General features: G+C 35.5%; 16 protein-coding genes. 13 read left to right on the top strand and 3 right to left on the bottom strand.

The genetic code is table 11. The annotated features are described in order from the left end of the window. Positions 1-26 precede the first annotated feature (26 nt). From guaA to FD31_RS03915, 4 genes are all read left to right on the top strand, one after another. Entirely contained in the window at positions 27-1,592 is a 1,566-nt protein-coding gene (guaA, locus tag FD31_RS03930) for a glutamine-hydrolyzing GMP synthase (protein ID WP_057891457.1), read from the top strand. Positions 1,593-2,529: 937 nt separating this feature from the next. Continuing rightward, positions 2,530-4,806, top strand: a complete 2,277-nt coding sequence (locus FD31_RS03925) for an ATP-dependent DNA helicase (RefSeq protein WP_057891456.1) — start codon at positions 2,530-2,532, stop codon at positions 4,804-4,806. Between the two features lie 361 nt (positions 4,807-5,167). Continuing rightward, positions 5,168-6,736 carry an SIR2 family protein gene (locus FD31_RS03920; RefSeq protein ID WP_057891455.1) on the top strand — a complete coding sequence of 523 codons (1,569 nt, stop codon included), beginning with the start codon at positions 5,168-5,170 and terminating at the stop codon, positions 6,734-6,736. A 323-nt stretch (positions 6,737-7,059) separates the two neighbouring features. Then, positions 7,060-8,517 carry an MFS transporter gene (locus tag FD31_RS03915; RefSeq protein WP_057891454.1) on the top strand — a complete coding sequence of 486 codons (1,458 nt, stop codon included), beginning with the start codon at positions 7,060-7,062 and terminating at the stop codon, positions 8,515-8,517. Positions 8,518-8,566: 49 nt separating this feature from the next. Here the strand turns inward: FD31_RS03915 and FD31_RS03910 are convergent, their stop codons facing one another. Further along, positions 8,567-9,508 carry a helix-turn-helix transcriptional regulator gene (locus FD31_RS03910; RefSeq protein WP_057891453.1) on the bottom strand — a complete coding sequence of 314 codons (942 nt, stop codon included), beginning with the start codon at positions 9,506-9,508 and terminating at the stop codon, positions 8,567-8,569. 275 nt (positions 9,509-9,783) lie between these two features. Between FD31_RS03910 and FD31_RS03905 the strand changes: the two genes are divergently transcribed. Both FD31_RS03905 and FD31_RS03900 read left to right on the top strand, forming a co-directional pair. After that, on the top strand, positions 9,784-10,677 hold the full coding sequence (locus tag FD31_RS03905; protein WP_057891452.1) for a YitT family protein: 894 nt from the start codon (positions 9,784-9,786) through the stop codon (positions 10,675-10,677). Between the two features lie 169 nt (positions 10,678-10,846). Beyond that, positions 10,847-11,071, top strand: a complete 225-nt coding sequence (locus FD31_RS03900) for a hypothetical protein (protein ID WP_057891451.1) — start codon at positions 10,847-10,849, stop codon at positions 11,069-11,071. On the opposite strand, the gene FD31_RS03895 is transcribed toward FD31_RS03900, so the two are convergent. After that, the gene (locus FD31_RS03895; protein WP_057891450.1) at positions 11,066-11,377 is read right to left on the bottom strand and encodes a helix-turn-helix domain-containing protein; all 312 of its coding nucleotides are present in this window, start codon (positions 11,375-11,377) and stop codon (positions 11,066-11,068) included. The two genes, FD31_RS03900 and FD31_RS03895, sit on opposite strands and share 6 nt — an antisense overlap. A 308-nt stretch (positions 11,378-11,685) precedes the next feature. Between FD31_RS03895 and FD31_RS03890 the strand changes: the two genes are divergently transcribed. Beyond that, a complete protein-coding gene (locus FD31_RS03890; RefSeq protein WP_057891449.1) occupies positions 11,686-12,240 on the top strand; it encodes a hypothetical protein in 555 nt (184 codons plus the stop codon). A 272-nt stretch (positions 12,241-12,512) separates the two neighbouring features. On the opposite strand, the gene add is transcribed toward FD31_RS03890, so the two are convergent. Continuing rightward, positions 12,513-13,529 carry an adenosine deaminase gene (gene add, locus FD31_RS03885; RefSeq protein WP_057891483.1) on the bottom strand — a complete coding sequence of 339 codons (1,017 nt, stop codon included), beginning with the start codon at positions 13,527-13,529 and terminating at the stop codon, positions 12,513-12,515. 222 nt (positions 13,530-13,751) lie between these two features. Here add and FD31_RS03880 point away from each other — a divergent pair, with 222 nt between their 5' ends. From FD31_RS03880 to glgA, 6 genes are all read left to right on the top strand, one after another. After that, complete coding sequence (locus tag FD31_RS03880) at positions 13,752-15,089, top strand: NCS2 family permease (RefSeq protein ID WP_057891448.1); 1,338 nt, start codon at positions 13,752-13,754, stop codon at positions 15,087-15,089. 465 nt (positions 15,090-15,554) lie between these two features. After that, on the top strand, positions 15,555-17,312 hold the full coding sequence (locus tag FD31_RS03875; protein WP_057891482.1) for an adenine deaminase C-terminal domain-containing protein: 1,758 nt from the start codon (positions 15,555-15,557) through the stop codon (positions 17,310-17,312). A gap of 475 nt (positions 17,313-17,787) precedes the next feature. Further along, a complete protein-coding gene (glgB, locus tag FD31_RS03870) occupies positions 17,788-19,674 on the top strand; it encodes a 1,4-alpha-glucan branching protein GlgB (RefSeq protein WP_057891447.1) in 1,887 nt (628 codons plus the stop codon). A gap of 6 nt (positions 19,675-19,680) precedes the next feature. Then, positions 19,681-20,826: a glucose-1-phosphate adenylyltransferase gene (locus FD31_RS03865; RefSeq protein ID WP_147007288.1), complete on the top strand. Its 1,146-nt coding sequence runs from the start codon at positions 19,681-19,683 to the stop codon at positions 20,824-20,826. Beyond that, positions 20,823-21,995 (top strand): glucose-1-phosphate adenylyltransferase subunit GlgD, encoded by a 1,173-nt coding sequence (glgD, locus tag FD31_RS03860; protein WP_057891446.1) that lies wholly within the window; start codon positions 20,823-20,825, stop codon positions 21,993-21,995. Before FD31_RS03865 ends, glgD begins: the two co-directional genes overlap by 4 nt. After that, a complete protein-coding gene (gene glgA, locus FD31_RS03855; protein WP_057891445.1) occupies positions 21,988-23,427 on the top strand; it encodes a glycogen synthase GlgA in 1,440 nt (479 codons plus the stop codon). Before glgD ends, glgA begins: the two co-directional genes overlap by 8 nt. Positions 23,428-23,440 lie beyond the last annotated feature (13 nt).

The following is a 23,440-nucleotide window of genomic DNA, read 5'->3' as shown; positions in this document are numbered from 1 at the left end:
TCGTATACAATAGAATAAATAAAAAAATGGGGGAAATTGATTTGAGCAAGCAATGGCCTGATGCTGATAGCATCATCGTTCTAGACTACGGTAGTCAATATAACCAATTGATTACTCGTCGAATCAGAGATATCGGTATTTACTCTGAATTATTACCAAACACTATTACTGCTGCAGAAGTTAAAGAAATCAATCCTAAAGGTATTATACTTTCTGGTGGACCAATGAGTGTCTACGACAAGGATGCCTTTTCAATCGACCAAGACATTTACAAGCTAGGTATTCCTATCTTAGGTATTTGTTACGGTATGCAATTGATGTCTTATAACCTTGGCGGAAAAGTTGAATCAGCTGACAACCGTGAATACGGACGTGCTGACATTACTGTTAAAGATACAGATTCTGTATTGTTTAAAGGCTTACCTGAAAAGCAATATGTATGGATGAGTCACGGTGACCTTGTAAGAGAAGCACCTACTGGCTTTAATGTTATTGCTACAAGTAAGAATGCACCTATTTCTTCAATCGCCAATGACGAAAAGAAGATGTATGGTGTCCAATTCCATGCTGAAGTTAGAAATACTGAATTCGGTTTGGATATCTTAAAACACTTTGCCTTTGATGTTTGTGAAGCTGAAGCTAACTGGTCAATGGATGATTTCATTGATCAACAAATTGAAAAGATTCGTGAAACTGTCGGTGACAAGAAAGTTCTTCTTGGATTATCTGGTGGTGTCGACTCTTCAGTTGTTGGTGTTTTGCTACACAAAGCCATTGGTACTCAATTAACAAGTATCTTCGTTGACCATGGTTTGCTACGTAAAAACGAAGCTGACCAAGTTATGGATAGTTTGAAAGGTAAGTTTGGTTTGAACATCATTAAAGTTGATGCTCAAAAACGTTTCCTAGATAAACTTGCTGGCGTAACTGATCCAGAAAAGAAACGTAAGATTATTGGTAACGAATTTATCCAAGTGTTCAATGATGAAGCAACTAAGCTTAAGGGAATTGATTTCCTAGCTCAAGGAACACTTTATACAGACGTTATCGAAAGTGGTACAAGTACTGCTCAAACAATCAAATCACACCATAATGTTGGTGGACTTCCAGAAGACATGCAATTTAAGTTGATCGAACCATTGAGAACATTGTTCAAAGATGAAGTTCGTGAACTAGGTGAAAAACTAGGTATGCCACATGACCTAGTTTGGCGCCAACCATTCCCAGGCCCAGGGCTTGGAATTCGTGTAATTGGTGAAGTTACCGAAGAAAAACTCCAAATCGTTCGTGATAGTGATTGGGTCCTACGTGACGAAATCGCTAAGAACGGCTTAGACGAAAAAATCTGGCAATACTTTACAGTCTTACCAGGAATTCGTTCAGTTGGTGTCATGGGTGATGGTCGTACATACGATTACACAATCGGAATCCGTGCCGTTACATCAATTGATGGTATGACAGCTGACTTTGCTCAAATCCCTTGGGATGTATTGCAAAAGATTTCGGTTAGAATCGTAAATGAAGTAGATCACGTTAACCGTGTAGTTTATGATATTACGAGCAAGCCACCTGCAACTATTGAGTGGGAGTAAGCCAATAAAACTTGAAGGCGAATCCCGGTAATTCAGGCTTCTTGACGCGGTACTACTGGCAAAAACCATGTAAAATAACATGGTTCCCAGCCAAAACCCAGCCAAAATTATTATAAAAAAATAAAGCTCTGACAGTTGATGTCAGGGCTTTTTTGATGCAATTAACTAAAGGTTGAAAGTTCCAAAATAGGCCTTATCTATTGGTATTAAAGAGATAGGGTATGAAATATTAATTATTTTCTATTTTTAAGTATTACCAATTAACTTCGCAAAGTTATTTGGTAATACTTTTATAAATTCATCAGAAATAGTATTTAAGATTGAAGAAGCACTGCCAGAGTCGTTAACTGGTAGACCATTTAATTGTTTTATTAACTAATTGAGTGCATCAATAAATGCAATATCGTGCAAGCAAAAAATATAATCGTAAAAAATATCTCCTAGAGTTTGATCATCGATATTTTCTCTTTGATTTAGTGTGAGAATGTTGTTCTCCCCAAACAATATAGTTGTCTTTATTTTCTTGTTTACTTACAAACACTAATTTAACCATAACTTTTTTGTCATCCGCATCTATACTATTGGACTGTATAAATACTTTTCCCTTGCGGACTATTTAGTTCGACAAAGGTTGGCATAAAGTGTTTTTGTATTCATAAGACGATGTCAATAGTGTAAGTAGCCCTTCTTTGTTTTTTTTCAACGTATCAATGCCGGGTAATCTCTGATTGAGAACATTCGAGAAGAAGTAAACCAACTGTCAAAAAGAACGTATTTTGCTTTTAAACTGTTGTTAATCACGAAGTCTAACAGCTCTAGAGCCACGTCGTTCATCTTGCAGTTATAATTCAATGCTTAAGTGTGTTGTTAATGTAAATATTTTATTTAACTTAAAAATGGTGTAAAATACAAACACACGTTCTAATGGAGGGAAGAGTTGGATTTTACAAAAAAAATAATTAATTTATTTGAGAAAGATGTTGCAAATGTATATGAATCAAGTCCGAGACAGTCACAGGTTCAAATGGCTCTTGACGTTGAGGATTTTTTAGTTAATTCGCTAAAACAAATTATGTTTGTTGAAGCACCAGTCGGAACAGGGAAAACACTTGGGGTATTGGTTCCAAGTCTTCTTTATTGTAGTGAGTTTAGACATAGGATTACTTATGCAACGGCTACTAAAAATTTGCAGTCACAAATCATGAATACCGAAATACCGCAACTTGAAAAATTGCATCTGGTTAGTGCTAGGGAGACGGTCTTAGCGATGGGGAAATCTAACTACGCATGTTTAAGTCAATTGAAAGAAAATGAAGATTCGTTTTTATCGAGTCGTTATTCTGAAATATATAATGCAATTGTGAAGTCTAAGACTGGTTCTAGAGATGAATTGGAGAAAGCTTTTTCAATACATTTTTCAGATAATGAATGGAAGAAAATTAGTCTTTCCGAATATGTAGGGCGTTGTTCTGATTATTTATGTAAAGGACATGGATATCGTGGAGAATTTAATCGTAGACATACTGTAACTATTACTAATCATGATATGATTATCCAATCATATATAAATGAGATAAATCAAAAAGGTCCTATTGTTCCAATTATGGGCGGGGTTATGATAATCGATGAGGCACATTTGTTTGATGAGAACTTTTTGGGTCGAATACAACAAAAGTTAAGCTTAAGGGAATTACAAAAGTTTTATGAAAAATTAACTGTTGATGGGAAAGTTGGATTTGAAAATATAAAAAAACTTTTTAATAACTTATATAACCAAAATTATGGTAAATCGGGACGGCATCCCATAACAGATAAAACCCAAAGTGATTTACGTAGTATATTAAAAAACTTACAGAGTTTGGAAATAACCAAGGAGGATAAGTATGATTATTCTTTTTCCAATGCACTTTATAATGTAACTACGAGTATAGGTTACATTTTAAATAAAAAAGATTGGACTTGCTGGCTCTCTATTGATGATGGTCCTTGTTTTAATATGATTCCAAACCACTTTTATGATGATTTGGCAGATGCAATTAAATTCTTTGCCAAAGGGAACAAAGTTATATTTCTATCCGGTACATTGACGGCAACAGACAATCCAATTGGAGAACTGGAAAACAATTGGAAGTTAGAAAATTTTAAATATAAATTGTATAATACTCCTTTTAATATTTACGATCAGGCATATATATATGTTCCTAAGGGAATTTGTGATCCAAAACATAAAGAATCTCATCAGAGGGATGTATTACATGAATTAGATAATATTTGTAATAATGTTTCAGGAGGAATCCTTTTACTTAATAATTCTTTGGAAATGATGGACTCTATCAGTTCGGCGATTGGTAAAAGATTTCAAGGTAGAAAAGTGTTGAAGCAGGGGGAAAAATCAAACGAAATGTTGACTTCAGAGTTTAAAAGAGATAAAAATAGTATTTTACTTGGGTCAGGTAGTTTCTTTTCTGGTTTTTCTATTCCAGGAAATGCATTACAAGCGGTTGTTATTACTTCATTACCCTTTCCAGTTCCAGATGATCCGTTTGTACAACTACAGCAGAGAGAGTTTGGTGTAGAAAATAAGAATAAGTTTGTAGTATTACTAAATATGATGTTGAAAAGATTGGAACAAGGAATAGGGAGACTTATACGCCAGAATAGTGATTATGGAATTGTATGTATAACTGATCCAAGAATATATACGCATAATTATGGAGAATTAATAAGAAACTGGATGTCTTTGAATGGCTATAATATTAGAAATGGGTCTGAATCAATGAGTCCATTTCAGAAACAAATTTCTGGTATTGTTGAAAGGCAACTTGACGTTGATAAAAAAAGTTATAACAAAGAATTATTAAATATTCCAAATATTGTACGAAAGAGGCAAAAGAACAGTAGTGATAAATTACGTTCTACGTATAAAAAAAATATTGGCAATGACGATATAATCGATGATTTAAAGAAGTCTGCGAATAAACGTGTGCGAGAAATTAGAAAAGAATATCCTAAAGCTAAAATTACTTTAACGGGATTCTCTAAAGTAAATACCATTGAGGACTTGGCACAAGTCTTAGTAGACTCAGCTTTTACGTCAGGTATTGATAGATCTGAATTTGTAGATATCTTACCAATGTCTAAAGAAAAATGGGATAGTATCCATCCCAATTCCAGATTGTCTGGACCAGTGGTTGTTACAAAAGTTGATGATTGATATATAACACGTGTAATACTTAATAAAGTTTTATTCTTGAGCGAAAAAGGCAGCATGTTAGTTTATTTGAAATAATGGATAATGATTTTTTAGATAGTTAAAAATAAGTAGCTAGTTTTGATGGATCGTTGTCTGTCAAAGTTAACTACTTATTTTCGTATCTGCATTAATTTAATAGTCCAATACTACCGATAAAAGCAATAAAATAAACACTTTCAACCTTTAGTTTATAATTTATAACATTATTTTTAAGTCACCTGCTATCATTGAGTGGTAATAAGATTATTATATATAATACGTAATTTCTATTGTTGATACGTTAGTTAATTGTGTTAATTATAATAAGGTGAGGTAGGTTAAATTGGAATTTTTAGAAAATTTGAAAAAGAATAATCAATTTCCAATAATCTTTATTGGATCGGGAATTACACAGCGTTACTTTTCAAATGCGCCTACGTGGGATGCATTATTAAAAAAAATATGGGATGAGTCTGATGTAAAACAGACTTATTATTCGAGATATCATGAATTGGAAACTAAGTTTGGTGAAAATACATTTAAAATATATACAACATTGGCTGACGAATTAGAAAAGCAATTTGATTCAAGTTTTTATGCAGAGAAGGTTAAGCTAAAAGAATTAACTCCAGAAATGGCACATAGTATTAAAATTTCACCATTTAAAACAAGAATTGCTGAAATATTTTCAGAACTATTATTAAATCCCAATACAAAAAAAGAATTAAAATCGTTTAAATCTATGCTTTCTAAAGCAAGACTTATAGTAACCACTAATTATGATGACTTTATAGAAAAACAATTAAATAATGCAATTAAAGTTAGAGTTGGTAACCAGGGATTGTTTGAACCAGCGGGAGATTTGAATGAATTGTACAAAATTCATGGGTCAATTAAGAATCCAAATTCCATAATAATTACAAGTAATGATTATGAAACTTTAGAGAGAACATCCGCAATTGTTAATGCCAAAATTCTTAGTCTGTTAACAGAATCTCCAATATTATTCATTGGTTATTCATTAACTGATAAGAATATTCAATCGCTTCTAACTGATCTGGCAAATAATATGCCTTTTAAAATTGAAGAAGCGGCAAAAAGAATAGGTGTTGTTAAATATGAATCGGAAAAAAACGACATTACTGAAACTATGATGGATACTGAATTTGGTGTCCACTACACTCAATTATCAACAGATAATTATGAAAAAATTTTTACAACAATTTCTAAAATCAATCAGGGCTTTCCACCTTCGGAAATTTCAAAATATCAAAGTGCAATTAAGAAAATAATTGAAGTTAAGGGTGAAAGAGGAGAATTGAAACAAGTATTAACGTCTTTTGTCGATTTGGAGAATTTGCCTCATGAATTAGAGAATAAAAATTTGGTTGTTGCACTAGGTGATAATCGTTATCTTTATCGTTTTCCAGACTATGTTGATTATGTTAAATCCTATTTTTTAGGAGAGAATCCAATGCCAACTGAAATAGCATTAAAATTTATAACGTCAATGTCTGTTCAATCGCCGTTACCAATTTCTAAGTTTGTAAATAAGCCGATCAGTTTGAATGAGAAAGATAAAAATAAGATAAACAATCGACTTAAAAAATTTGATTTAATGTCGAAAATAAAAACAACAGTAAATGTACCAAAGGCGTCCAAGAATGTATTGGAAGAATATAGTGACAAGACACCTGTGGAAATACTGTCATTAAACGATGACATTAAAGCTAATGTAAAATTAGCATACTTTATTAAAAATATTGAAAAAATTGGAAGTACTGATTTTAAGTCACTAATTGAATATATTTTAAAGAATAAAGACGATGGATTTATCAAAAAAACAAATGCACGAAAACTATTTATGGTTTATAGTCTTTTTACGGAACCGATTGTTAAAAAAATTGATTAAATAAAAAAAGCTAGACATAAGATTACTTATGTCTAGCCTTTCCTTATCCCACAAAACAAGCGTTACGGGGCCGTAACTGTTTTTTGCTTACTAAAGAATATCAAATCATTAAGTACTTTTCAAGCTTATGGTCTTAGAAATGATATTAATAAATTATGAAAAAGATATGTCTAAAAACTCATAATTTAGGCAAAAAAAAGAGATTTTTTTCTGAGTTGAAAAAATAAGTAATCCCAAATTTATTCTGAAAACACAAGTTTAAGTGCTAACATATAAAAGTATCTATCTATTTAATTGCCAGTTCAAAAAGGGGGATTTGAATCATGACGCAATCAAAAACAAATGTACTCGCTGTTACTATCGCAATTTATATTGCCACTTTCGTTAGTGCAGTGGAGGGGACGATACTGTCGACTGCTTTGCCGACTATTGTTGGTAGTTTGCACGGGGTATCGTTAATGAATTGGGTCTTTTCTATTTATTTATTGGTTACGGCAATGACGACTCCGATATATGGAAAATTGACTGATGTGATTGGCAGAAAACCAGTCGTCCAAATCGGTTTAGCAATTTTTACCTTCGGATCATTGATGAGTGGATTATCTGGATCAATGCTGGAATTAGTATTTTGGCGAGCTATTCAAGGTGTGGGGGCCGGTGCTTTGCCAACTGCCACTGTGACCATAATTGCTGACTTGTATCCATATGAGAAACGACCACAGATTTTAGGACTCAATAATTTAGTTTGGGGCATCGCCACTTTAACAGCACCATTGATTGGTGGTGTGATTGTTAATACTTTAAATTGGCATTGGGTATTCTTCATTAACATCCCACTGCGATTGCTAATAATGGTCTTATTCCAATTATTTTTGCATGAATCTAAGCAACAAAGTAAGGTCAATATTGATTATCAGGGTAGCTTTTGGTTAATGTTCAGTGTGCTATTTTTGATGTTAAGTTTTCAATTCTTGAGTTATAAAAATTTAGATTGGCTCAGTATCGGAGTATTCTGGATAGCTAGTATCTTTACTATGTGGCAGTTTATCAGACATGAACGTCATGCGGAAAATCCGGTTATATCATTACAATTGTTCAAAAATAAATCCTTTATGGTTCAAAATGCAGTAGCCGCGTTGATCAGTGGCTATTTGATGGCCATTACAGTTTATATTCCGATTTGGGTACAAGGTGTTTTGGGGACACCAGTTACTTATGCTGGATATGCCGTAACTCCGCATTCGATATTTTGGATTATCGGTTCATTCGTAACTAGTTACTTGATAACTAAATGGACGCCGAAAGAAATTCTAAGATTTAGTTTAGACATTGTATTGATTGCTGGACTTTTATTAGCGTTCATTCCGATGATGACTAAATTCGGTTGGTTCTTGGTTGTAACTGCCATTAGTGGTTTCGGATTCGGAATGACAATCGTAACAACAACGGTTGAATCGCAACATCTAGTTTCAAAAGATAATGTTGGTGTAGCGACATCATTCAATACATTAGCTAAAACATTGGGACAGACTTTGATGGTTTCTATCTTTGGAATCATGATGAACGCTGGAATACAACATGGGATTTCAACACATCAGGGAACAAATCTAACTATGGTCAATCAATTGATTAATCCTAAAACGGCACTAAGTCTAGCTGCTAATGACTTGCCGGCATTGAGACAAGTATTGTATGGAGGATTACATTGGATTTATATACTAGGATTGGTTGTTATTATCTTAGCCATTCTTATTAATAAATTTGGATATAAAAATAAATAACACATTGGAATAAGGGATGTAAAATTCCCATATTCCTAATGTGTTATTTTTATTCGTAATATCGTAATGTCTTCTCTAACTCATCCTTTACAGCATTGACGAGTGAGACTGGTGATTTAACGCGGACTCTTGAACCTTGACTCATAATCCACAAAACTAGTCCTTGAGTATAGGCATTGCCTTCAATAAGGACTTCATTATCAAGCGTTTGTTTTATCTTGGAATCTGGTAATCGGTCGAGGGCTGTTTGGGGATAGCCGGAATAATAAAATTCAAAGTTAACTTTATTACCATAGCTCAACAAGTAAGTATTATTTCGTTCTGAGCCATCGTCCTTTTTTAATTGGCGTGGCATTTTGATTTTGTCGGCTTTTGATGCAGCATATTCTTCAAATCGATCCAGACGGTAGGGAAAACTCTGGTTTGATTCTTCATTGTACATGACAACATAGAAATAAAAGGTGTCGAAATAAATACTTATAGGTAGTGCCAGTCCTTGGCGTACGAGTCCAGAACTACTGTGATATTTATAATCAATTGTCAGGTGGTCATTAATATAATTTGAGAAATCGTTGATACGTCCTAATAAATTGTATTTAGATTCAACTGGTACATATTTTGCAACGGTACTATTGGTTAGTTGAATGGCTTTGTTACGGTCTTCTTTTGATAATTGACTCAGAAGTCGATTACGCAGTTGAGCAAATTCAGCTTTGTTAAAGGAACGAGTACCAATGACTATTTTTAGTAATGCTAGGATTTCTTCAAATGGGATATCGGTATTTTTAGTGATGCAATAGCGAGGGGGATTAGTCTTGGTGACAAAATTTAAGTTCACATCACTATCTTCGATATATTCTCGAATAGATTTTATATAGCGCTCAATAGTTCTACCTTTGACATCATAGCGAGTTTCCTCATCTTTAAGGTAAAGTGTTTCGCCTTGTATCATACGGATGAACATTGAAGCAACACGATCATTTACACTCATAGTTATTCCTCCTGAGGGGAGCCATCGAATTTTTGTTTTCTTCTTATTCAATATGAATACTATAGTATTTTTACGCGACATATTATGACGTTTCAACTATTGATGCCAAAATTTTCTAACTAACATAACGTTTTTTCATAATAAAACAATTACAATAAAAGGTATGTGCTTTACATTAAGTAACTCTTAATTCAGTTGCTAATGCCACAGTAAAAAAATATTTAAGTATACACTATAATTAATAACAAAAATTATTATATTGGAGGGGCAAAAACATGAAACTAAAATGGACCAAATATAATAGTTTAGAACTATTAATGATAACCCTAGGCTGTGCCATTTATGCCTTCAGTCTAGATATGATCTCCATTCCCAATGGTTTAGCTGATGGGGGCCTGAGTGGTATCACCTTGATTATTCGCTATTTCTTCCACATTAATCCTGGTATCAGTACCTTAATTCTTAATATCCCACTAATTTTAATTGGTTTCAGATACTTGGGGAAACGGGTGATGTTCTATACACTTTATGGAACGGTTTGCTTGTCATTATTCCTAATATTGTGGTCTCATCAAACAATCATTGCTCCATTGCCATTAAGACATGATTTGTTGCTGGCATCCCTAGCAGCTGGAGTTTTATCTGGTCTCGGTATTGGGATAGTTTTCCGCTTCAATGGCACCACTGGTGGTAGTGATATCATCGCACGTGTCGGGCAGTCGAGTTTCGGCGTGTCGTCTGGTAAAGGCATCATGATTATGGATTACATGGTATTATTTTTATCGCTATCATATTTGGATTTTTACCATATTATGTATTCGTTAATTGTTAGTTACTTACTAGCAAGAATGATTGATTTAGTTCAAGAAGGTCCTAATCGCGCTAAAGCCGTGTTCATTATTTCCGACCAGTATAAAGAAATTACGCAATTAATTGATATTACATTGGATCGTGGCTGGACACTTTTGAACGCTGAGGGTGGCTACAATAATGACAAAAAGCAGGTCATTTATTTGATGGTCCAACCGCGGGAAGTTCCGCAGTTAAAGCAGGTAATTAAATCGGTTGATGATAAAGCTTTTGTGACGGTACTTGATGCACATGAAGTTATCGGTGCAGGATTTAGTTATGAACGGAAAAAATATCACGTTAACTTACTGAAACATTAAATGGTTTTTCGAATTTTTTTTAAAGTGAAAAAAAGGTCCACTCAATTAGAGTTGGCCTTTTTTTCGTATAAAAATATATTTTTTTTTATTTATCCTTTATACGTCAAAATGTGTCACACGAAGGTGCTAAAGTGATTTTTGTAATAAGTTATATTTTCGGGGGGATTTTATGAAGGCGGAAGATGACATTTTTAAGAATATGAAAAAACTACAGGATTTAAAATTTTCTATTTATGAATTAAGCAATAGAAGAGTAGATTTTCATAGTTTTGATATTTTAACGCTTCAACATTTACCGAATCCGATTCAATTAGATGATGAATTTAAGAGTTTAAAAAAAGACCACACAATTGAACAAATTGCATGGTCGATTATAAAAAAATATGATTTATAAATTCTTGATTCTCATAATTAATTTGGCTAGATCTCGACGCTTATCTTCTGGAAGAGTAGATAGATAGTTGAGCAAATTTAATGTGTCGGGATCTTGTAAGTTTTTGTTTAGAAAGAAATCAGATAACTGTAAATTAAGAGCAAGTGCAATGCTGTTTAGCTTTTGGATTTTGATATTGTCCAGTTTTCCACGTTCAATTATTGAAATTAAACTGGGAGATGAACCAGATTTTTCGGCTAATTGTTCAATGGTCATATTAAGATTTTTTCTTTGTTTACGAATTATTTTACCGATTTCTTCAAGCATTAAATTTCCTCCAATCAGTTGATGTTATTTGTAATTTCAATAGTAATGCAACTCTTGTATCTATGAAAGGTTACCACATATATGTTTAATTTCATAAAAATAAATGTATGTACATCAATGTGTCGGAATGAGTAGTTGAAAATAATCTATTTTGATTTAGTAATTATGATGTGGATATTGAGATTTAAAAGTAGTTCATTGAGAAAATGTTATCAGCAAAATTTAAAAAATCATCTTGTAAATATACAACTGTATATATATAATGAAACTGATTTAGGCATATGTATGTATAAAAAGGAGAGAACATTATGAGAAAAAGTACTATAGGTAGTCTTATTATTGCGGGATTCGCGGCAGTTTCAATCGGGGCATTCAGTAACATTACAAATGTATCAGCGGCAGGAATTACAACTACACGTAGTAATATTGTTAGAATCTACAATCCACAAGGTAATTTGGTAACAAACCGTGCTTTGGGACCACATACAGCATGGAAGGTTGGAGAAACAAAGATTATTAATAATGAAAAAATGTATCAAGTTGCTACATACGAATATGTTAAAGCTTCAGAAACTGACTATGATGGACCAGCTACTTCAGTTGTAACTAAAGATGATTTATATGGAACATGGATAAGTGATAGATCAGATCTTAGATTCTTTGTTGATACCTTTGCCAATGATATTGGAAATGACACGTATGGTTATTATTATAGTGTTGCTAATATTAGTGGAAATCAAGTCACTATTACTTATAAAGAATATGGTAATTCTGTGAATAGAAGTGGGAGCACAACGTATACCCTTAATGGTAATTCTTTGGAATCGAACACTACCCATGAAATTTGGTACAAACAAAATTAATGTAAAATCTATTATAAGCATTAAAGATAGATAAAAAACCACTGTTACAGATAGTATTCTGGTTCTTTCATAAACTTGATTACTCTTATAAAGTACAGCAAATAAGAATGAATAAATTCCATATGCACTAGAATTTATTCACTCTTCTTTCTGTAACAGTTTTTTAGTTATATAAAAATTAAAATAACAATTTAACATAAAAACGATGAAACACGCGTGAATCAGGTCATTATTATTGACCAAATTCACGCGTGTTTTTTATTTCTTAAAATTTAAAATTTCTCAACAAACTCATCAATCTCTTTAAGATAAGTTTCCTTTTGAAAATCACTGATCCAAGAAGTTTCAAAAGAATTCTTAGCAAAAGTAACCAATTGTGCAGCAGTCAAATTATATTTTTTAGCCAAAGCTTCGTAGTTATCAGCAATATAACCACCAAAGTAAGCTGGATCATCAGAATTAATCGAAACTTTAACGCCTTGTTCCATCAATTCAACGATTTTTTTACCCTTCATATCGTTAGTAACAAAACCATTGGATAATGGACAACTCGTCAATCCCAATTGTTTTTGATTTACCCAATCAACTAAATCTTGGTTTTCGACGATATTTGTTCCATGGTCCAAACGGTCAACCTCAATAATTTCTAGCGCCTGTTTAATATGTTCAATGGAATCAACCTGGTCGATATCAGCGTGCATGGTTGTGTGGTAACCCTGACTGGCAGCGTCGCTATATGGACGAGCAAATTTCAATGGAGGATTGTGATGTTCATCGGAATCTAAACCAATGCCTAAAATCATATCACGGTAAGGTTTAGCCATTTCCAGAACTTCATTAGCCGATTTAACTGGCATATCACGTAAGAAGCACATGATTAAGTGTGCATCAACATTAAAAGCGGCAGCATCAACACAAGCACGGTGATAACCTTTGATAAATGTTTCAAAAGCTATCCCACGTGTTAAATGAGCTTGAGGGTCAAAGAACATTTCAACGTGGCGAACGCCATTTAACTTAGCCTTTTTCAAATATTCTAAAGCTAATTGATAAAAGTCATCTTCAGTTTGAAGCACGTTCATCCCTGGATAATAAACAGCTAAAAATGATGCCAGTGAATCATAATCATATGACTTGCGGACGTCTTCAATTGTAGTTTGACCAATATCAACCCCGTTTTTTTGTGCTAACTTCAATTTCAATTCGGGTTCGAGGGTTCCTTCCAAATGTAAGTGAAGTTCGGCTTTAGGTAAGCCTTCAATGAATTCTCTAGTAATTGTTTTAGGCAACAAAATGATTAACTCCTTAATCAACTTTATTTTTATATTGTTAAGAATAACAAGCTTAAAACGAATAATCAACCGTTTGGAATAGAAATATTTTTATAAAAGACGAACAATATACCGATATTAGCAAATAAACAATCGCATTTTTCTTGATATTATATTTCAAATTTGAGATAATCCATTTGTAAACGAGCGATATGCTCAGCACAAAGGAGATTAATTATCATGGATGCACCAATGGGGCAAAAAAGTTTTATTGAGAAATTATTTCATTTGCAAGCTAACGGTACAACTGTTCGCCGTGAAGTTTTAGCGGGACTAACGACTTTTGTTTCGATGGCTTATATTTTGTTTGTTAATCCGCAAGTTTTGGGTGACGCGGGAATGAACAAAGGAGCTGTTTTTACAGCCACAGCTTTATCAGCAATTTTAGGATCAGTTTTAATGGCCGTTTTAGCCAACTATCCAATTGCAATTGCACCAGGATTAGGTGATAACGCCTTTTTCACTTACTCAGTTGTTTTAGCCATGGGGATTCCTTGGCAAACAGCGATGGCTGGAGTTTTCATTTCCAGTGTCTTGTTCTTGATTCTCTCACTCGTTAAATTACGTGAAATTGTCATTGATGCAATTCCACATGATTTGAAATTAGCCATGGCCGCCGGTATTGGTATTTTTATCGCCTTTGTCGGTTTCCAAGGTGGTGGCTTAATTGTTGGTAGTAAATCAACACTTGTTGAAATGGGTTCATTAACAGTTCCAACAACATGGTTAACAATTTTTGGCTTAGTCGTGACAGCTTTCTTGATGGCTAAAAAAGTTCCTGGTTCTATCTTTATCGGAATGGTTTTAACAACTATTTTGGGCTTAGTTACGAAACTGATTCCATTACCAAGTCACATTATTTCTTCGATTCCTAGTATGAAACCAACATTTGGAGTAGGGGTTGCGCACTTAGGCGATATTAGTCAGCCACAATTGTGGGCAGTCGTGTTGATTTTCTTATTAGTTGCTTTCTTTGATACAGCAGGTACTTTGATTGGTTTAGCATCACAAGCTGGCTTTATGAAAGATAACAAAATGCCACGTATCGGTGGTGCTTTAATGGCAGATTCAATTTCAATGCTTGGCGGTGCTGTTATGGGGACAACACCAACAGCCGCATATGTTGAATCAAGTGCCGGAATTGCTATCGGTGGTCGAACAGGTTTAACTTCACTAGTAGTCGGCGTTTTGTTCGCCTTAGCAATGTTCTTCTCACCACTATTAACCGTCGTTACTTCAAACGTTACAGCACCAGTCTTGATTATTGTTGGTATTTTAATGGCTCAGTCAATGAAAGAAATCGATTGGAGCAAATTTGAAATTGCCATGCCAGCGTTCTTAACAATCGTTGGGATGCCACTGACATATAACATTTCTTACGGTATCGCTTTTGGGTTCTTAGCATATCCACTAACAATGCTAGCAGCGGGACGTCGCAAAGAAATTAATCCAATTATGTACATTTTGTTCGTAGTATTTATCATCTTGCTTTACACGATTAATATTTTACCTAAATAGCCTTTCGTGGTTTTTCCGAATAGTTTTAGGTAGTTTCAAAGTTGGTTTCAATACTGAGATTTATAAAATTATAAGACTTGCAGAAATAATAATTGTCATAAATTCAAGTGATGTGCTAGTTGATTAATAACTACAAATTCAATCTTATTTTTGATAAACGTTTACCGTAACTTGATATATATATATAAGCATTAAAGGTTCCAAAGTACTTGTTATTTAGTAAGTCATAACAAAAATAACGAATAAACTAGCCGGAAGGAACAAGAAATTAGGTCGCTGTGAAGGTGGCGTTATGGCTTTAGCCATTACACCACGGGACGAGTTTAGAAACTCGCGATTTGTGCGAGGTTCAAAATCGAGCCGAAAGACCTTGGCTTTCGGCGGTCCCATAGCGACCTAAATTTCTTGTTCCTGGAGGCGGAATACCACAGCATATTACAACTAGGAGGCACTATCTTGTTAGACATGAATGATTTCAAAGATTTGATTCGCGCTGGGGCTGCTGAAATTCCAGCTGATACAGTAATCAAAAATGGACAATTAGTTAACGTATCAACAGAAGAAATTTATCCGACACAAGTAGCAATTTACAAAGACAAAATTGTGGCTGTCGATGAAGATGTAGCTGATTATATTGGACCAGAAACTAAAATTATTGATGCTCAAGGTAAGTACTTAGTACCTGGGATGATTGATGGCCATATTCACGTTGAATGTAGCAAGTTGAGTATGACTAGTTTTGCCAATGCCGTTGTCCCACATGGAACAACTAGTATTATTTCTGGTTTGGATGAATATATTTCCGTAATTGGTCTCAAAGGTTTATCAGAAATTTTTAAAGAAATCGATCAAACTGATTTGAAGTTATTCTGGGGTGCGCCTTTCAAGACTCCGTATACGATTCCACAATCAACCATTGCTGAAAATATTGATTCTGATATGCAAAAAGAATTGTTAAAACAAGCCAATGTTTATGGTGTTTGGGAAACGGTTCGTGAAGATATTCAAGAACTCGACGAAGACACTTTGAAGACAATGCTTTATGCCAAAGCTGCTCACAAGCCAGTTTGGGGTTGTTCGCCAATGGCTCGTGGTAAAAAATTGAATCAATATTTGATGAGTGGCGTGCGAGTTGATCATGAAAGTTATGACCACCAAGAATTGTTGGAAAAAGCTCGTAAGGGTATGAACGTTGTCGTTCGGGAATCTTCAGTAACGCATTTCTTGAAAGAAAATATTCGTGCCATCACTGAAAATAAAGCAAATGTAGCCCGCCATGTTAGCTTTTGTACTGATGATGTTACTGCCACGGACATTGCTGAACTAGGTCATTTGGACCACGTCGTTCGTTTGGCTATCAAAGCAGGCGTGTCACCAATTACAGCGATTCAAATGGCAACCATCAATTCAGCCGAAGCTTATCGAATTGATGATCAAGTTGGGATGATTGCGCCTAATCGTGATGCCGATATTTTGTTTGTGGAAGACTTGAATCAATTTGAAATTGACTCAGTTATTTCTAAAGGTAAGGTAGTTACCGAAAAATCCGATACTAAAGTTAACTACTCACCAGAAATTATGAATTCAGTTCAAGCAGAAAAACTTTCAGCAGCTGATTTTGTTTACCAAGTAGACATTGCTGAAGGAACGGCCACTGTTGAAACTATCAAGAGCGTTGGTCCATTTGTTCGCAAACGTCGCGATGTCGAATTAGCTGTTAAAGATCATGCAATTCAAATTGATCCAGCTAAGGATGTAGCTTTAGTATCTGTGATTGAAAGATTTGGTATTAACGGTAATAAATCACTCGGCTTTACTTCAGGTTGGAACTTGCAAGCCGGTGCCATGGCCTCAACTGCAGCACCAGATGACAATAATTTAATTGTTATGGGTGTGGATGCAGATGATATGGCTTTTGCTGCTAACGAATTAATTGAACGTGGCGGTGGACAAATTGTTGTTAAAGATCAACAAGTCTTAAGCTTCCTACCATTGCCAATTGCCGGGATTGTTTCTGAAGCTAGTCCCGAAGAAGTAGTTCAACAAGAGAAGAGTATTTTAAAAGCCGCTCGTGAACTAGGTAGTGAAGTAGCTGATCCAATGTTTTATATGACATTTCTACCAATCACAGCTATCCCTGATCTAGCAATTACTGATTTGGGACCAACGGATTGTATTAGTCTACAATTATTCGATCCGGTTTTAAGTACTAAAGAAAATTAATTTGAAAACAAATAACTGAATATAACAAAACGAGAGTGGAACAAAACATGGTCAGCTTTCGAGCATTAAGGCAAATAGCTCCAGTAATCCGATTTTGGATTGCTGGAGCTATTTGTTTTAAGCGGAAAAAGCTATGTTTTGTTGCACGTTTATGCTGCATGTTTAGGAAAAAAGCAGTTATATCACAGCCCCGCCTTTCAAATTGCAAGAGTTTTTTGATGCCAATGTGAACTAATGAACAAAAAATATACCTAAATCATCATTTATAACCATCGAAAAAATACGCTCTGTATACTTTTTGCCAATAACTAACCAATCCCATAAAACCGCCGTATAATCAACAATACAGTAATTAATATCTTTTCATCAAAAAAGAAGTGCAATTACTAATAACTATTCTATAATGAAATTATAAAGAGATGTTTAAACTAAAATAGTTAATTGATTCACATTAGTTTGAAGGGAAGTGATTGGGTTGGTATTACAAGCTGAACTAACTGAAAAAAGCTACTTGTTCAACACTGGTAAATCGTTCAAAAGTTATGGTTTTCTAGGATGCCACCTGCACGATAATAAGCAAGCTGAATTCAATGTTTGGGCTCCGAATGCGAAATCGGTTGCGGTCGTTGGTGATTTTAATGATTGGCAAGATAGTCCACTGGAACAAATTAAGGACACTGGTATTTGGCATCTTGATTTAGCTAACGTAGCTGCCGGTGATTTGTATAAATTTGCGATTGTGGGACCTGATGATGAACGAATTCTCAAGATTGATCCATATGCCACACAGTTTGAAAGAAAACCTGGGGATGCGGCTGTTGTCACAAGTCCGATTACGCATAAGTGGCGTGATGGATTGTGGTTAGGACGAAGAAAACGAAGTAATGCGGCTGAGCGGCCAATGAATATTTATGAAGTTCATCTTGGTTCTTGGAAACGTCATGCTGATGATAGTTATTATACGTATTCAGAAATAGCTGCTGAATTGATTCCTTACGTTAAAAAATTAGGTTATACGCATATTGAATTGATGCCGATTATGGAACATTTATTGGATGCTTCATGGGGTTATCAACAACTCGGTTATTTTGCGACAACTAGTCGTTTTGGTACACGAGACGATTTCTTAGCTTTTGTTGAAAAATGTCATTTAGCTAATATCGGTGTAATTGTTGATTGGGTACCCGGTCATTTTATTCGCAATTATGATGCATTATATCAATACGACGGAACGCCGACGTTTGAATATCAAGATGCGAATCGAGCTGATAATAAACGCTGGGGTGCTTGGAATTTTGATCTCGGTAAGGCTCAAGTCCAGAGTTTTTTGATTTCTAGTGCGATGTATTGGCTGGAAGAGTGTCACCTTGATGGACTGCGAGTGGATGCGGTATCGAACATGCTGTATTTGGATTATGACGATGGCAAAGAAGGTTTGATCAATAAAAATGGTGATAATCGCAACCTTGAAGGTATTGAATTTTTACAAAAACTCAATCAAACCATTCATGCAGCACATCCAGACGTTTTAATGATTGCCGAGGAGTCGTCGGCATATAAAGGTGTAACGGATACGGTGGAAAATGGTGGCCTAGGGTTTGATTACAAGTGGAATCTCGGTTGGATGCATGACACATTGAAGTTTTTCGAAATGGATCCAGTTTATCGTTGCGATAATTTCCGACTACTAACGTTTGCGTTTGTTTACATGTATAACGAACAATTTATTTTGCCATTCTCACATGATGAAGTAGTTCATGGGAAAAAGTCGCTGATGCACAAGATGCCCGGTGATCGTTACAACCAATTCGCTAATTTGCGGACGATGATGACTTATTTATTAGCTTTTCCCGGTAAAAAATTACGTTTTATGGGCTCGGAATGGGGTCAATTTTTGGAATGGCGTGATTGGAGTCAGCTCGAATGGGTTGATTTAAAAGATGCCATGAATCACCAAATGGATGATTTTACGAAAGCTTTGAATGATATTTATCACGATGAAAGGCCGCTTTGGGAACAGGATTATGAGCCTGCGGGGATGATTTATTCCAATACTGATGATGCGGCTAGTTCTACGATGGGATTTATTCGCCAAGGTAAAAGAAAACGTCAATTTGTGGTAGCCGCGTTTAACTTTGTGCCAGTTGAACGGAAAGATTATCGAATTGGGGTGCCATATTCAGGTGAATATGAATTACTGATTAACACGGAAGATGAGCGCTATGGCGGTACTTGGACCAAACTGGAGACTAATTTCACAGCAGACAACACACCTTTTCATGGTCAACCAGCGAGTTTTACGGCAACACTTCCAGCTATGGGAGCGCTCTTGATTAAACCAATCAAACTTAATAGAGGGTGAGTCATTATGAATGAAAATGATGAAATGTTAGCAATCATTCTTGCCGGCGGCCAGGGTAGTCGTTTAGGTAAGTTGACAAAGTCGACAGCGAAACCAGCAATTCCTTTTGGCGGACGCTATCGGATCATTGATTTTACATTAAGTAATTGTGCTAATTCTGGTATTAACACAGTCGGGGTCATTACTCAGTATCAACCTTTGGAACTCAATGCCCACATTGGCAATGGTTCTAGTTGGGGTTTGGACGATCAAACAGGTGGCGTGACAGTCTTGCAGCCATTCTCTTCCACTGAAGGTGAAAAATTCTTCGAAGGAACGGCCCACGCCATTTACCAAAATATTGAATATATTGATCAACAAAATCCTAAGTATTTACTCGTTTTGTCAGGAGACCATATTTATAAAATGGACTATCGGGCAATGTTGGAATATCACAAAGCTAAGAAAGCATCCTTAACGGTTGGAGTTATTCCAGTAACTCCAGAAGAAGCTAAGCGTTTTGGAATGATGAATACTGACGAAACAGATCGCATTATCGAGTTTGAAGAAAAACCAGAACATCCAAAGAGTAACAAGGCTTCAATGGGAATTTATATTTTCAACTGGGAAACTTTGCGCAACTATTTAACAACAAGTTTCAGTACCAATAAAGAATTAGAAGACTTTGGGAAAAATGTTATTCCAATGTACCTCGCTAATAATGAATCTGCCTATGCTTACTCATTTGAAGGCTACTGGCGTGATGTCGGAACGATTCAAAGTCTTTGGCAAGCTAATATGGAATTTCTTTCACCTTACAATAGCTTGAATATTGGCGATCACAATTGGCGTATCAATTCTAAAGCGCAAGTATTGCCACCAATGTATTTAACAGCGACAAGTAATATTAATAATTCCATGGTTGTGGACAGTTGTTATGTCGCTGGAGAAGTCGACCATTCGATTTTGTCACAGCGAGTGTCGGTTGGTGCTGGCAGTAGAGTGGTTGACAGTATGATTATGCCTGGGGCAACGATTGGCAAGAATGTCGTGGTTGACCATGCTTTGATTGGCGAAGAGGCTGTGATTGGTGATGATGCAGTTGTGAAAGGTACGGAAGATGATATTGCCGTAGTTGGTTATGGCGAAGTTCTGGGGGTAAAAAAATCATGAGACACAATACTGTAAGTGCAGTTATTAACTTAGTTGAACCTTGGGAAAATCTTGAACCATTAACGCTTGACCGACCAGTAGGAACTCTACCTTTTGGCGGACGTTATCGTTTGATTGATTTTCCACTTTCCAGCATTACTAATGCCGGCATTCAAAACGTCATGATTGTTTCACCACGCTCAGGTCGTTCAGTTGCAGATCACCTTCGTAGTGGGAATGATTGGAACCTTGATACGATTCGTGGCGGGTTATTTAATTTTCCATATAACGATTTATCATTGATTGCTCCACAAAAAAAAGAAACTTTAGTTCACCATTATTACGACAATACGATTCTCTTTTTGAAACGCAGTAATAGTGAATTTACCGTCATTATGGGTACGAGAAATGTTTGCAATATTGATTTAAAGGCGTTATTACGTTATCACCGTGAACGCGATAATCCCGTGACAACAGTCTATAAGAGTATTGATGCCAATGAAGCTTGTCCTAATACAAGTGTTTTGCAGTTGACTGACAATGGTATGGCGACCGCTGTTTTGCCAGCTGCTAGTAAAAATGTTTCGCCTAATGAGAATGGTAAATATGCTAAGAGTTTGAATATTTACTTGTTGAGTACGATTGATTTGATTGATATTTTGAAAGAAGCCAATGAACGTGGCGACCTGGTTAGCTTAGAAGATTTAATGTTACAAGCCGTTATTCAACACAGTGCCAATGCCTTTGAATACACTGGTTTCTACGCTAATATTCACGACATTGAAAGTTACTACAATGCTAATATGTCAGTCTTGAAAGAAGATAATTTCAGATCATTACTGTACACACAACGACGGATTTATACCAAGGTCAAAAATGAAATTCCAACCTTTTTTGCTAAGAGTTCGCACGTTAAAGGTAGTCTCTGTGGGACTGGTGGTTATATCGAAGGGCAGATTGATCATTCAGTTATTTTCCGGAATGTCTTCATTAACCGCAATTCAGAAATCAAGGATTCGGTTATCATGCAAGGTACTCGCATCGGGGCAGGGACAAAAATCGAGAACACCATTATTGATAAAAACGTTGTCATCGGTCCTAATTTACAATTGAAAGGCACGCCGGAAAAACCACTTGTTATCGGTAAAGGTCAACGTATCTTTCAACAAGAGGAGGTTGCAAATGACTAAAGTTTTATTCGCTGCAGCAGAGGCGGCACCATTTTATAAAACAGGCGGATTAGGTGATGTTAGTTTGGCATTGCCACAAGCTTTGCATCAAGCCGAGTTGCCGATTCGCGTGGTGATTCCATATTATGGCAAACTGTTTCCAGAGAAGTATCAAGAACTTGTCAAAGATGTAATGCACTTTACCGTTCGTGTGGGTGAAAAAACGAAGTATTGTGGCATCAAGACGTTAACTTTAAACGGACTCAAATATTATTTAATTGATAATGAAGAATATTTCGGTCGTGACAATATTTATGGTTATTGGGATGATGGGGAAAGATTTGCCTTTTTCCAACTAGCTATTTGTGAAATGCTGGAAAAAATCAATTATATTCCGGATGTTTTGCACCTTAATGACTGGCATACTGCTTTTATTCCGGTTCTATTGAAAGATAAATATCAGTGGATCAATGCCTATCGCCATATTAAAACTGTGCTGACAATTCATAATATTCAATTCCAAGGTGTTTATGATCCAATTATTCTGGGCAGTCTTTTTGGAATTGGTCGTCGAACATTTAATGAGGGTAGCGTGGAATATTACGGTAATGTCAACTTTATGAAGGGTGGCATTACTTACGCTGATGCTGTAACAACTGTTTCTCCAAGTTATGCTAAAGAAATTCAAACGCCCGGTTTTGGGGAAAATTTGGATGGAATTTTACGTGATAATTCTTACAAATTACAAGGGATTATTAACGGAATTGATATGCAAGTTTACGATCCAGCAACTGATCCAGCAATCGCCGCACATTACAGTGTCACTGATATGAGTGGTAAAGCGGTGAATAAAAAAGCCCTTCAAAAGGCCGTTGGCTTGCCTGAAAAAGATGTCCCAGTCTTTGCGGTAGTTTCTCGTCTGACGAGACAAAAAGGGATGGACTTATTGTTAGATGCCTTAGATGACTTTTTGAAGACTAGGGATGTCCAAGTGATTATTTTGGGAACTGGTGATCCAGATTTGGAAGAAGGCTTCCGTGGTTATCAGCGTGCTTATGCTGATAAATTTGTTGCCAAAATTGATTTCGATGTCAAACTAGCTCAACAAATCTACGCTGGAAGTGATGGTTTCATTATGCCGTCAGCCTTTGAACCATGCGGTTTGTCGCAGATGATGGCTATGCGCTATGGCAGTGTCCCAATCGTCCATTCCGTAGGGGGATTACGTGATACAGTTGTCCCATTCAATCAATTTACAAAAGCAGGAACTGGCTTTGGCTTCGATGATTATCAAGCTGATGTCTTGGGTAAGATGCTTAATTTAGCTTTTGATGTTTACGATAAAGACCAAGAAGCTTGGCAGAAAATTAGAAAACAAGGTATGACACAGGATTTCGGTTGGAAAAAGTCGGCTCAGAAATATTGCGATTTGTATCAAGAATTGGCCGATTAGTCAGTTTGGATCT

Origin of the sequence: Companilactobacillus nantensis DSM 16982, from assembly GCF_001435815.1 — a bacterium.
GTDB classification, from domain to species: Bacteria; Bacillota; Bacilli; order Lactobacillales; family Lactobacillaceae; genus Companilactobacillus; species Companilactobacillus nantensis.
The sequence above is the reverse complement of the archived record's forward strand: the minus strand, read 5'-3'. Positions and strand labels throughout refer to the sequence as shown.